Origin of the sequence: Bacillus sp. 7_6_55CFAA_CT2 (assembly GCF_000238655.1) — a bacterium.
Lineage (GTDB): Bacteria > Bacillota > Bacilli > Bacillales > Bacillaceae_G > Bacillus_A > Bacillus_A cereus.
This window is the reverse complement of the sequence record NZ_JH414709.1, coordinates 858,199-871,435: the sequence shown is the minus strand read 5'-3', so window position 1 is coordinate 871,435 and position 13,237 is coordinate 858,199. Positions and strand designations below refer to the sequence as shown.

Below are 13,237 nucleotides of genomic sequence, written 5' to 3'. Positions count from 1 at the left end.
TTTATATTCAGGTTATTATTATTTTGCTTTGTATTTCAGATTACCATTGCTGCTTTGTCTATTAATCCCTTCCTCTATCCTTAATAAGCTCTTACTGGCGATATAAGATGTACTGCTGCAGATTGCTCTCCTGCTTCAATCAATATCGGTCTCATAGAACCGCCAAAGCTTAAAGTAATCGTTTCTTCTTTTATTGCTCTTAAAGCATCAACCATAAAACGCCCATCGAAAGATATATTTAATTGTTTTTCACCTTGAATTGCATCTATTTGTTGCGTTTCGGATATTTGCCCAATTTGAGAAGCGTTTGAAGAAATTTTAATTGTGGATTCGTTTATGATTTCTAAGTTAACATTGTTATTGGCCCATTCACTTGCTAATAAACTTGATCGGTCTACACCTTGTAATATCTTTTTTCTATCTACGTTAATAATCGTTTTAAAATCATTTGGAATAAGGTTAGAAATATTAGGATATTTCCCTTCAATTAGTCTTGAATATAATGTAGTTGTTCCGAGCGTAAATATAATATGACTCTCTGAAAGGTAGATATATACGAATTCCGAATTGCTGTTCATTAATTTTAGAAGTTCACTAATGGTTGCGCTTGGTACAATACAATTTGCTTTTACATCTGAGGAAAGTAATGTTTCGCGTATCGCTAGTCTATGTGAGTCAGTTGCAGCACAAATTAACTTATTATTAGATAACTCTATATGCACCCCAGTAAGAACAGGTCTAGATTCATTTTTTGCTACCGCAAAGACTGTTTGTTTAAATACTTCAATCAATTGCTCTGTCTCTACTTTGATTTCTGCATGATTGTCTATAAGCGGTACATTCGGAAACTCATCTGCAGGAAATCCATTTAAACTTAATGTGATTTCTTCTGATTGTATCTTAATAATTTGCTCATTCTTACTTTTTATTGCTATATCACTTGGCATTTTCTTTATTATTTCAATGAAATACTTTGCAGGTACAACAATAGTTCCTGCCTTTAAAATGGTTGCAATCTTTTCGTCTTCAATTAAAACAGGAATGAATTTTTCAATAAAAATATTCGAGTTACTTGCAATTAAAGTAATTCCAGATTGATCTGCAGTTATTTTTATACCAGATAATATAGGGATTAAAGATTTTGTTGATATTGCTTTGTTGACTTCTGAAAGTGCTTGAGTGAATTGTTTGTGATTAACGATAAACTCCATGTTTTCCCCGCCTTACATGAGATAATATTTTTATGAAGATTGATGAACGATTGTTCCATTAAAAAAATAAGGTACTGTTTCTTTCTTTTGTAATAAATATAGTAAATGTTCTGGTATGCGTAAATACGGTGCTGCTTTATGTAATTCCATCCAAGTAATCTCTTCGATTTCTTTTGGCCTTGATATATATGTCTCCCCGCCGATTATTTCGCCTAGAAAATTAAAGAAAATGGCATGATGATCTCTTTCCTCGAAAAAGGCTTCGCTGATAGAAAAAATCCCGTTTACGTTTATATGTAACCCTGTTTCTTCTTTTACTTCTCGAATTACTGCTTCTTCTAATGTTTCTCCTAGTTTAACTGCGCCACCTGGTAATGTATAATAAGAACCATTTTCCCCTTTGTTTTTTACCATTAAGATCTTTTCATTAGTTTTATCGTACAAAATCGCGTATGTAACATTAACTTTTTTCATATGTACCTCCTCTATTTTAAATAAAAGGAATTTTCTGTCTTCTATTCATTCTACCATTAACTCCTTTTAATATATATAAGTTAGTTAAGTCTTGCCTTTACCGCTATTGGTGGAGTTAATAAGAATAGGCTACTGATATAAAAAAGAACGTACCTTAGGCAGATTATCCAAAGTACGTTCTTGCAGTTTTAGTATAAAAATTGATTCAATTAATACTGAAATTAATAATAACCTCGCCCTTATTGCATTTGTATTCCAAATACTAATGTTAACAAATTCTATATACTTTTTAACCGTTTTTCTAAATAATAATGATTATGTCCTTTCGGATGATCTTCACTTACTCCAATTACTTTATATCCATGTTTCTTATAAAAATCAGGTGCTTGGAAACTAAAAGTATCTAAATTAATTAACCTACACCCTTTTTCAATTGCAAATTCTTCAATAAGCTTTATTAACTTGCTTCCGTAACCTTCATGCCTATATTCTTCAGAAACCCATAGAAAGTTAACGTGGACATGGTGCCAAAAAGTTATTGTTGTTACCCCACCTACTATTTCTTCTTTTTCATTTCTTACTATGAAACTAACCTTTTCTGAAGGTGTTTTTTCTTCATCTGCAAGATATTTTTGATTGTATTCAATTACTTTCTCTCTTATGTAATCACTATCTTCTTGTACCCACTGCTGTACTATTTTCATTTTAAGTGTCACACTCCTTTTACGATAGCTATTCAACTTCATAATTCTAATGTCCTGTCTAAATAATAGTCGTAGATGACTAATACAATTGTTTCATTTCACTAAAATAAAAAAGCCCTACTACATTTCATCTGTAATAAGACTTATATACGTTGTGTAGAATCCAATTAATCTCAATGAATGTGATTGGTCAAAAAAATATTAAAATTGTTCAATTCTTTTTTATGAAAACTTCCGTTATTTCAACACCTTAGGAGAATAGTCCAATTGTATCACTGCGAAAAAGAATGAACATTCCTAAACCAATTAGAACAATTGGAACAATAATATGACAATTGTTCTCAAGTGCTTTAGCTAGAATAGGAGCTCTTATCAATTTGTAGCTAATAAAACACCATATCGCTATCATGGAAAAAAAGATAACTAATGTAACGATATTTGCTTCAAGAGTTTGACTAGCAAACATTGGTATATAAATTGAGATATTGTCAGCTCCATTGGCTAATGTAATCGCAGCTACTTTAAATAATGAATCGGAAGTGTTATCAATAACTTCATTACTTTTGTTAGAACGAAGCGAGAATAGTCCTTTAACCCCCATATAAATTGGCACGAATCCTAATAACCCAATCCACGAAACAGGAATGAAAAAAGAGCTTAAAGACCCAACGATACTTAGAAAAATTATCATACTAAACCCTACATATTGTCCAATAACAATATAAAGCTTTTTTCTCATAGCTTTTTCGCGGACAGCTCTTCCTTCTTTCCTAATTACTTCTGTTCTTATTTGTGAAAATAAAACAAGCAGTATAAAAATGTCGTCAATATTTGTTGTAGCGAATGCCACAACAGAAGAAATTATGGTTGTAATCAATATAAGCCAACTACTTTCATTGTAAACTTATAAGAAAATAATGATCTATGAATGAAGTGAACGTTCCATCACAAAGTTGGTTAACTGTAATTTTCTAAATGTTTTTTAACAACATGTTAGTTCCTTTATAAAACAATATGAATATTCTACGTATCTGCTACTTAGTTCATCAAGAAATAAACAACTTTATTGCTTCTCAAATCATTTCATTTTAAATTAAATAACTCTATTCTCTCTACATAAAAAAGAGCCCTATATTAGGACTCTTTTTAGTATCAAGCTACTTTCCGATGTAAATGTTTTAGTTCCTTTTTCTTCTCTGCATTTGGTGGGCGGATTAATATTGAAATAATGAAGGAAATAACACTTAAAACACCGATTATAATGAAGGTTGGTTGAAATCCTCCGAGTATCGCTCCAATAAATGATCCTGCAAGCGCACCAAATCCGAAACCTTGGTAGACGATCCCATAATTTGTACTATGGTTTTTTAATCCAAAGAAATCTCCGACAATAGCTGGGAATATAGTTATATTACCGCCGAAGCAAAAGGCGACACTTGCTACACAAGCAAAATAGATTCCGTAATTTAGCGGAATAAAACTTAAAGTAAAGACTGACAAACCTATAATAATAAACGTTGCAGAGACAATTTTCATTCGCCCGATTTTATCTGATAACGTCCCAAGAATGATTCTACCTACTGTATTAAAGATTGCAATCATAGCAACAGCGTTTGCAGCGGTTGCTGCGCTAAGTCCAACAAGTTGTACGCCGATATCTTTTACCATACTGATTAAATACAAACCACCCATACACGAGGTGAATAACATAAAAAATAGCAGATATACTTGTTTCGTTCGCATCATTTCACGCGGAGTATAGTCATTGTGTAATGTTTCAGTTACAGCATTACTTACAATTGCCTCACGTAAGAAGCACGATCCGATTAACACTAAAAGTAACACGATAATACCCCAATATAAGAATGCTTGTGATACACCAAGGTTATCGATAAGATTTCCGTTTATATATCTAAAGATTAAGCTGCCCATTCCATACGCTGATACAGATATACCTGAAATAAGCCCTTTCCGATTTGGAAACCATTTAATTAAATTAGATAGTGATGTAATATAAGCTGTTCCATCCGCATAACCAACAACAACACCAGCTAATAAATATAAGAGTGGTAAGGAAGAAACTTGTGAACTAAGTATTAAGCCGAGTCCTAAAACAATTCCTGCAGTAGCAATAAGTTTCCGAAGTCCTAATTTTTTCTGCAATTTTGCTGCAAATAAAGTTGAGAATGATAAAGAAAAACTTGTTATGGAGAAAGTTATCGCTACCGAATTAAGATTCCATCCAAACTTACTTACAAGGGGTTGATTAAATAAACTCCATGTATAAATTGTTCCAAGGCCAATTTGAACAATGATTGTACCTAGAACAATTAGTAACGGATTTATAGAAGTTTGTTTCATACTAACTGTCCCCTTCTTTTATCTTGACATGAATTTTCACAGTTAGTATATCCATCTTAAATTGCAAGATACTGTACGGAAAATGGTAATTAAGTTCATATACACAAAAAGACACTTCATAAAGAAGTGTCTTTTGCAGGTTATATCAGATGTTTCTAAAGAAAGCTTTGTTAAGATAAGCCATTTTCAAATGCTTATGTATATATGTTATCAAATAATTTCTTATATGTGATGAGACTTAAGACGTATTTTTCATTCATCATATAGTCGGATGAAAAATTAATATTCGATTTCATCAAAATCCTTCGGCTGCGGTACAGTTTGCATATTAGCTGCATCTTTAGGATCGCTATAAATTGCATTTTGCTCTGTATTTACATCTTTTATATTTTGTTTTTTATTTTTGTTCACTTTATCTTTCACTTACAATCACTCCTTTTTGTTATAGGAGTAATTATGCCCTATTACCGTTACTAAATGTATCAGCGACTAAATTACTAAATTCACGTAAATAATATAAGTAATTATCACCGCCGTAGTTATATCTTTTGTTATACATTTTTGCAACAACTACATTATATTCAGGTATTACTAAAATAGTCGGTCCAGTAATCCCTAATATTTGATATGACCCTTTTGGAACACGTTCACCAAGTTCGCTTAATTGTGCAGATTCATTTTGAACGAACCAAAACAAGCCATTTTGTGGTAGCTCTTTATTTACATATGTTGGACTCTGCAAACTCGTAGCGATTTTTATAACTTCTTTTGGAACAATTTGCTTACCGTTTATCACACCTTGATTTAAATGAAGGTTGCCCCAATAAGCAAATTCTCTAGCTGAGACAAACAGATTTTTTTCAGTACCGTCATCTACCGTACCAATTTCACTAATTGCGTCTTTATTTGGATTATTAACAACGCCAACTAAATTTTCATCTCGCTGAACTCTCCAACCTGTTTCTTGAAAATTAGCAGGCTTAAAAACACGCTCCTTTAACAATTCAGGAAAACTTTTGTTATATAGCTGATAAATAAGACGTGTCATCATTCTTACATTAATATCTCTATATGCCCATGCTTGTCCCGGTTCAAATTCACGAAAAATTGTCCCGTCATTCATTTCTTCTAATCCGTGCGAATGTGTTACTAAATGTCTTATCGTTGTTTTACCAAGCAATGCAGGATCAAAGTCTTTAAAATATTTTATCGCTTCATCATCAATAGAGTTTATTTTCCCCTCGTAAAGCGCATACGCTATCATTAATCCTAAATAACTTTTTCTAGCAGAAGCAACGTTGAATTGCGAAGATGCAGTTACTTTTTTATTAGTCGCTGTATTTGAGTGATAACCGCTATAATGCTCTAATACGACTTTATTATTTTTTATAATACAAAGTGCTGTAGCAGAACTATGATTTTTTTCTTTTATATTCTCTACCCAAGAAGTCAACTTTTCGTATGTATACAAATAAATCCTCCTTAATCCTAATACAAAATTACAGCATGAAAGAAAAGTATAAACAGTATTTACACCTTTCTTTCATGTAAAATAGTTTTGATCTTCTATACTTAAATGATCCACCAGTTCCAGCAATTAAAGCAACCAAAACATCCGGCACAACCTACGCAACCACCACATCTGCCGCCGCCACAACCGCCACAGCGTCCACCACAACCTCCGCATCCGCCACAACGACGTGCATCGCCTTGGATGTAATAATATGGATATTGACTTTGTTGTTGATCCCAATACACAACATTACCAGTTTGATAATCATTAAGGTTTAATGTTTGTAATTCATGTTGAAACTGATTCATTACGAACCCCTCCATTTATAAATATAAATTTCGCCCAAACGTTAAAGTTTATATATTTTTGTAAACAAAATAGAAACAAGACTATAGACTAAATGCGTACATCAACAAAATATGAACTTACACTAGGTGATGTACCTTGTTTTTTAGCCTATTTTCTTTATATCCTTGCGATGGACCTATTTACTATAAATAGAGTGATTTAAAAATTACTTATCCAACAATTTAGTAGTTCATCACTTAACTTTCTTTCTAGTAATTCCTTCACTAATGGCATTGGCATGATTTCATAATGATTTAAGGCTTCTTTATTATAATCTATCCAGTGAAATGCTAAATGAGACTCGCTAGATTTCGGTGTTAAGTCCGTATGTAAATCTTGTGACTCTACTTCAAAAATGTGGTTAATTTCATGATGAAGCACTTCTTTATCTTGCCATTGATTTTCTATGACTCCTAAAAATTGTTGTATACTACAGTTTACTCCAAGTTCTTCCCTTAGCTCTCTTATTAATGCATTCTCTGCTGATTCTCCAATTTCAATATGGCCACCAGGTAAAAAATAATGATGGCCAATATATTCAGCAACTAATATTTTTTCATTTTTTATCATGACTGCTCGTACAATATGATGGAATTTACTTTTCAATTGATATCCCTCCTAGTTATTCAATGTATAGTTGCTCAAAATAGTCATTTAGTATTGGTATAATATAAATCATAGGTGTTTCATACGGATGAATATCATTAATAACTTCAAGAGCATCTTTTACAATTTCTCGTTTACACTTTATTTCAACTTTACATTCTTGCCCTTCGCATATTCGCCCAATTTCTCCATTAAAAGGAGATGCCTCGTCTAAAGGTCTCCAATATCCTTTCACTGAACTATAGGAAAGGCAATGGTCATATTCGCCCGTTTTACATGCTCCAATTTTATTTAATTCATCCCTTAATGTTTCAATATATTCTTCAGGAATGAACACTTCAATTTTCACTTCAGTAAATTGCATATTTCATTTCACACCTTTACTTCCTAATAGTTAAACAAATAAACGATATACTTGCTCACCATCATACTCTTGTCCTAATGATATGAAACCATATCGTTCATATAATTTCTTTGCAGAGAGATTATCTTTATGTACTGTTAATCTTATTTCTTTACACGATTTAAAAGTATTTTTTATTATATTAATACTTTCTCGTAATGCTGCTTTTCCATAACCATTACCTTGCTGCGATTGATCAATAATAAATCCGTTAATCCAATACATATCCGATGTCTCTCTTACAACAGCATGCATAACAAAACCAACCATAAGGTCACCATGGTATATAGCGAATGGTATGTACTCTACATTGTCACCATCTGGTTTTATATATACTTTAGCAAGCGAAACTGCTACGGGTGGAACAAATTTCAACTGATTTTCTTTAACTTGTAGTTTTAATGCTTCTTCCCAATTTTCTCTCGTAACAACCTTTAACTGGATATTCAATATTGTAAGCTCCCTTATATAGAGGATGTATGTTTATATTCAACGCATTGAAATAATTCCCTTTTTCGACAACAACTTATAACATAATTTTTATAAAATCTTGAATGAATTTTTGTTCATCTATTTCTAATGCTATATGGGCTCCTTCAGATATAGAGCTAAGGCGAAAATCAGCAAATGTTTGTCCTTTCGTATCTCCGTATGTATCAACATTCACTGTACGATGTACAAATTCAAAAAAGTTTGGATTTACTAATCCACTTATAGCAACCACATCATGAAGCAATGGCCCTTCGATAGATGGATTAAGTTTTTGGTATGCAGAAAAATAGTAATCATACATTGGTTTCATTATCGTATGGAATGGATTCTTTGAATTAGCTTGAATATAGTCAAACACATTTGGTGTTAACACAGCTTTGTTTGTTACATTTAAAGGGAATATTAATAAATTCTTTGCTTGATGGAAAACAATTTTACTTGCTATAGGATCTCCATACACATTTGCCTCTGCTAACGGCGTAACGTTTCCTATTTCTAAAAAAACACCACCCATGAAATAGATTCCTTTTACATTTAGCATTAAATCATTCCACAAATTAAAAGCAATTGCTAACGAGGTAGATCTTCCTACATCAACAATCGTTAAATCTTTTCCGTAATTTATAAGAATCGCAGCAATACTGCCAAAATTGTATATTGGAATAGATAATACGCTTTCTGGAACATGGATGGTACCTAATCCTTCTGCTCCGTGAATTTCAGGGTAGTACGTAGTAATTTCTTCTGTAAGTGGTTTTGTTGCACCACTAATGACAGGAATGTCTTGTCTATTTGCTAACTGTAAAATATACGCTGCATTATGTGCAGCATGTATATGCTCAACATTTCCGTATCCAGTTACAATACCGACAATTTCAATTTCGGGATGCAGTAAGCCATACATAATGGCAAATGAGTCATCAATACCTGGGTCTCCGAAAAATAATACTTTTTCCAAGAAATACGCTCCTCTCACGAAAAAATCGAGTCATTAGTAACTATGTATATGAAAAAAGCAAGTATATCTATGCAAATTTTAGAATGGATAATGTTTTACAAAATATTAAAAAGGAACTAGCGTATGCTAATTCCTTTCTTGAGTAACCATTCTCAAATTTAATTAATTATCGTATCCTTCATAAATTGCATCATTTATTTGATTTTGTATTTTTGTATCATCAGGTATAGGTTTCCACCAATTTCCTGTAATGAATAACATAGTTAATAAATTATAACTATCACTAAAATAACTTTCTCTCTTATTCTTCATCCAATCCCAACCGCTATTTACCCACTTTTGATTATTGCTACTTGTTATACTTGCAGCAATAAACGGTGAAACAAATACAGCAGTTGAATAACTACCAATATTAGATCCATTTAATTGATAACCATCCACAATTTTAGAAGGATTTCCATTCGTTTTATTTTGAATCCACGAAGAAACTTTATCAGAAATGACTTTACTTCTTTTCTCGCCGTACATCGCATAGTCCATTACAATTCTCAATGGTACCCGACTAGCATTGTAATAATATGCATTTGTATATTCTGACTCCTCTAAGAAGTCTTTAGGTGCGGGTTGTGGTGGGTTTTTTACAACGAAATCTGAAATAAGTCCTGTATTTGGAGAGTACTTATTACTAAATTGCGTATAAACATCGTACAAATTATTAATAACAGTAAGCCAAGTTTTATCACCTGTAAATTCATAAAATGCTCTAAGGTGTGACATCATCCAATCAGATGGTCTCGTATCAAGTGAACTTTTAGAATCCCAATCTCCTAAATTTAGTCGGTTATTATTTGTAACATTACTAGCTTTAATACCTTTTGTAATCATGTCTTGTGCTTCTTTCAAATAATTAACTGTTCCATTAGATCCCCACTGCTTATGAGCAAGAAGAAGAGAATACGCAATATCTAAATCTCCATCAGTAGCAGAATCAAAATGACCTTGTGCTTTTTTACTATCTGCGACAACCCATCCCATTAAATTAGGATTTTGAGAACTTTTAAAAGTTCTTGCTGTTTTAAATAAACCGTCATAGATTTTTTGAGCATTCGAATCATAACCAGCCATTAATACTGTAATTATCATCCCATACCCTTGACCTTCTGAAGTTCCAAGTGGCTTAAACCCATCTGCATCACCTGTAATCTCTCCTTTTACATAATAACCACCAGGTAAAGAAGATAAATCATTTTTCAAATATTTCTTTTTCCAATTATCGTAGTAACTTCTTACAGAAGCATTTAAACTTTCCTGTGTAACATGATTCGGTTTTATAACACCTGCATAATTAACTTGCTGCGGAAATGGTTTCATTTCCTTTGCAGCAGCTACTTGTTGATTAACTACGGGAATAGAATTTTGTACTGAATTGTCCGTTACACTTGCTGCGAAACTAGAATTAGAAAAACTAGCTAGTCCGATTCCTACAATAGAAATACATGTGAAAATTTTTCTTTTTCCATTCATTATGTTGTCAGCTCCTTTTAAAATGCTTACTACATAAAATGTAACATACAATATTTAACTGAAATACAAAATATTATATTTATCAACATAAGAAAGAAACTATATAAAAAAGTATCTTAAAGTCATTATTGAATTACATTATACGGATTGATTATTTGCTAAATTCCCATGTTTTTCTTTTCTTAATACTGGTATATGAGCAATCACAATTCCAAGTATAGTAATCACTCCGCCAATTATCGAAACTAAAGTTGGCACTTCTCCTAACCATATCCAAGCAATGAAACACGCAGTTATTGGCGTTAAATATAGAGAACTTGTTGCTTCAGAAGCACCAGCACGAGATATAATATAGGCCAATGCAATATACGGGAGTACTGTTGGAAAGACACCTAAATATATAACGCTCAAGTTAACTTCAAGAGGAGCTGCTAGTATTTCTTGATAAACTCCGGGTAAGAAAATAAGCATACATATAGTACTAGACAAAATTGTATATATGGTAAATGGTAAGAAGCCGTATTTTTTTAAGTAAGATGTTTGGAAAACGAAAAATAGACTTTCTGAAATCGCCGCTAATAATATAAATAACCCCCCGCTATTTAATTGAATAGCGTCGCCTTGGCTAAATGAAATTAAGGCAATTCCTGCAAAACTCATTACACCACCGATCCAGCCATTTAATTTCATTTTTTCATTCAAAAAAACAGAAGCAAGAATTGCCGTCACTATTGGAGTGACTGAAATTATTAAACTTGCAGATCCAGCATTTACTGTTTTTTCGCCGTAGTTTAATGCGATGTGATAAATAGTAAACCCTAAAGCACCAAATATAAAAAATGCTGGGATATCCTTTAAATCCGGTAGTCGTAGTTTGTATATAAATGAAAATAACAAAAGTATAAATGAAGCGATTAATAAGCGTAGTAAAGTAAGGTGTTCCGGCGTATAAGATTCAAGCCCCATACGAATTGCTGGAAAAGCAGTTCCCCATATAAGAATTGTAAAAGCGTGAGCACATATAATGCGTAAATCCCATTTTTTATTATGCATGTTTTCTCTCCCTCCCTAATAAACCAACCATTTTTAAATTACCAATTATTTCTTTTCATCATATTTAATAGTTGATACAATGTCTTCAACCAGTTATTTATCGGAAAAACCAACCACTTTGAATCTTTTAAATAAACGAGGGAGTTTTTTATATGACAAACGATAAAAAAGTGCCCAAATATCGGCAGATAATAGACTATATGAAAGAAAAAATTGAAAACGGAGAATGGCCAATTGGAAGTAAAATCCCTAGTCAGCGGCAGTTAGCAAAATTATTTCATGTAAATCGAAGTACTGTAATAACTGCGCTAGATGAACTTATGGCAGATGGTTTAATTCAAGGACAAATCGGAGCAGGAACAATTGTAACAAATAATACATGGTCATTATTAGCAACTAATCCCCCGCCTGATTGGAGTGAATATGTAAAGGCAGGTATTCATAAACCAAGTAAGTTAATGGTGCGAGAAATAAATGAAGCAGAAGCAAATAAAACGCTTATCCATCTTAGTAAAGGTGAACTTGCACCTCATCTTTTCCCGCTCGAAACTATGCAATCTATAATAAAAAACGTCAGTGAGGAATTAGATTATTTCGGATACGAAGAACAAAAAGGTTTTTATCCGTTACGTGAAGCAATAAGCAAATATGTAAGATCATTTGGAATACATGCATCACCGGGTTCTATATTAATAGTGTCTGGTGCACTCCAAGCATTACATTTAATATCAATTGGTCTTTTACATAGAAAATCAACTGTTTTACTTGAACAACCTTCTTACTTATATTCACTTCATGTTTTTCAATCAGCAAATATAAATTTATCCGGTATATCAATGGATCATCACGGTATTTTACCTAACGACTTATTAAAACGAATTAAATATAGTCAAAAGAATAATATTTTATACTCAATCCCTTGTTTTCAAAATCCAACGGGGATATTGATGTCCAAAGAGCGAAGAAAAGAAATATTAAAAATATGTGAAAAAGAGCAGTTGCCTATCATCGAGGATGATATTTACCGGGAGTTATGGATTGATGAATCACCTCCAGCTCCTTTAAAGTCGATGGATAAACATGGACATGTATTATATATTGGTAGCCTCTCTAAAACACTTAGCCCTGGACTTAGAATTGGATGGATAATTGGACCAGAGCCTGTTATTGATAGATTGTCAGATATAAAAATGCAAACAGACTATGGATCGAGTTCTTTATCTCAAAGAGTAGCTGCTGAATGGATAAATGAAGGTTTTTATGAAGAACATGTAGCAAACGTAAGAATGCACCTGAAAGAACGAAGACAAATAATGATACGAGTTTTAAATAAATATTGTGCAGATATTGCATCGTGGGATATTCCTAGTGGTGGAGTTTTTATATGGCTAAAGGTTGTACATAACATTCCGATGAAAAAACTATTTTCAGAGGCACTATCAAAAGGAATTCTTTTAAACCCGGGACGTATTTATGAAGAAGAATCAGATCAGTACATTCGTTTATCATATGGATATGCTTCTCCAGAACAAATGACTTACGGGGTTAAATTGCTCAGTGAATTAATTCGGAAGTTAACAGCATAAAAAA

Annotated in this window: 15 protein-coding genes; 1 reads left to right on the top strand and 14 read right to left on the bottom strand. The window is 32.5% G+C overall.

Annotated features, from left to right (window positions below; translation table 11 throughout):
* Positions 1–80 precede the first annotated feature (80 nt).
* From dnaN to HMPREF1014_RS13360, 14 genes are all read right to left on the bottom strand, one after another.
* The gene (dnaN, locus tag HMPREF1014_RS13425) at positions 81–1,211 is read right to left on the bottom strand and encodes a DNA polymerase III subunit beta (RefSeq protein WP_000394473.1); all 1,131 of its coding nucleotides are present in this window, start codon (positions 1,209–1,211) and stop codon (positions 81–83) included.
* Positions 1,212–1,241: 30 nt separating this feature from the next.
* Entirely contained in the window at positions 1,242–1,685 is a 444-nt protein-coding gene (locus HMPREF1014_RS13420) for an NUDIX hydrolase (protein WP_000757611.1), read from the bottom strand.
* A 278-nt stretch (positions 1,686–1,963) separates the two neighbouring features.
* Positions 1,964–2,389, bottom strand: a complete 426-nt coding sequence (locus tag HMPREF1014_RS13415) for a GNAT family N-acetyltransferase (protein ID WP_000706909.1) — start codon at positions 2,387–2,389, stop codon at positions 1,964–1,966.
* 250 nt (positions 2,390–2,639) lie between these two features.
* The gene (locus HMPREF1014_RS13410) at positions 2,640–3,266 is read right to left on the bottom strand and encodes a cadmium resistance transporter (protein WP_000633406.1); all 627 of its coding nucleotides are present in this window, start codon (positions 3,264–3,266) and stop codon (positions 2,640–2,642) included.
* A gap of 275 nt (positions 3,267–3,541) precedes the next feature.
* Positions 3,542–4,750 carry an L-lactate MFS transporter gene (locus HMPREF1014_RS13405; RefSeq protein ID WP_000815126.1) on the bottom strand — a complete coding sequence of 403 codons (1,209 nt, stop codon included), beginning with the start codon at positions 4,748–4,750 and terminating at the stop codon, positions 3,542–3,544.
* Between the two features lie 279 nt (positions 4,751–5,029).
* Positions 5,030–5,173, bottom strand: coding sequence for a hypothetical protein (locus HMPREF1014_RS31595; RefSeq protein WP_000653680.1), 144 nt, complete (start codon positions 5,171–5,173; stop codon positions 5,030–5,032).
* A 31-nt stretch (positions 5,174–5,204) separates the two neighbouring features.
* Positions 5,205–6,221 (bottom strand): serine hydrolase domain-containing protein, encoded by a 1,017-nt coding sequence (locus HMPREF1014_RS13395; RefSeq protein WP_000288929.1) that lies wholly within the window; start codon positions 6,219–6,221, stop codon positions 5,205–5,207.
* A gap of 101 nt (positions 6,222–6,322) precedes the next feature.
* Positions 6,323–6,571, bottom strand: a complete 249-nt coding sequence (locus HMPREF1014_RS13390) for a heterocycloanthracin/sonorensin family bacteriocin (protein ID WP_001071345.1) — start codon at positions 6,569–6,571, stop codon at positions 6,323–6,325.
* 199 nt (positions 6,572–6,770) lie between these two features.
* Positions 6,771–7,217, bottom strand: coding sequence for an NUDIX domain-containing protein (locus HMPREF1014_RS13385; protein ID WP_000836840.1), 447 nt, complete (start codon positions 7,215–7,217; stop codon positions 6,771–6,773).
* A gap of 16 nt (positions 7,218–7,233) precedes the next feature.
* Complete coding sequence (gene cutA, locus HMPREF1014_RS13380; RefSeq protein WP_001160788.1) at positions 7,234–7,581, bottom strand: divalent cation tolerance protein CutA; 348 nt, start codon at positions 7,579–7,581, stop codon at positions 7,234–7,236.
* Positions 7,582–7,611: 30 nt separating this feature from the next.
* Complete coding sequence (locus HMPREF1014_RS13375; RefSeq protein WP_001025613.1) at positions 7,612–8,070, bottom strand: GNAT family N-acetyltransferase; 459 nt, start codon at positions 8,068–8,070, stop codon at positions 7,612–7,614.
* A 76-nt stretch (positions 8,071–8,146) separates the two neighbouring features.
* The gene (locus HMPREF1014_RS13370; protein ID WP_000416788.1) at positions 8,147–9,070 is read right to left on the bottom strand and encodes a nucleoside hydrolase; all 924 of its coding nucleotides are present in this window, start codon (positions 9,068–9,070) and stop codon (positions 8,147–8,149) included.
* A gap of 162 nt (positions 9,071–9,232) precedes the next feature.
* Positions 9,233–10,594: a family 8 glycosyl hydrolase gene (locus HMPREF1014_RS13365; RefSeq protein WP_001013599.1), complete on the bottom strand. Its 1,362-nt coding sequence runs from the start codon at positions 10,592–10,594 to the stop codon at positions 9,233–9,235.
* Between the two features lie 138 nt (positions 10,595–10,732).
* Positions 10,733–11,647, bottom strand: coding sequence for a DMT family transporter (locus HMPREF1014_RS13360; RefSeq protein ID WP_000551613.1), 915 nt, complete (start codon positions 11,645–11,647; stop codon positions 10,733–10,735).
* A 152-nt stretch (positions 11,648–11,799) separates the two neighbouring features.
* Here HMPREF1014_RS13360 and norG point away from each other — a divergent pair, with 152 nt between their 5' ends.
* The gene (gene norG / locus HMPREF1014_RS13355) at positions 11,800–13,233 is read left to right on the top strand and encodes an efflux pump transcription regulator NorG (RefSeq protein ID WP_000180305.1); all 1,434 of its coding nucleotides are present in this window, start codon (positions 11,800–11,802) and stop codon (positions 13,231–13,233) included.
* Positions 13,234–13,237 lie beyond the last annotated feature (4 nt).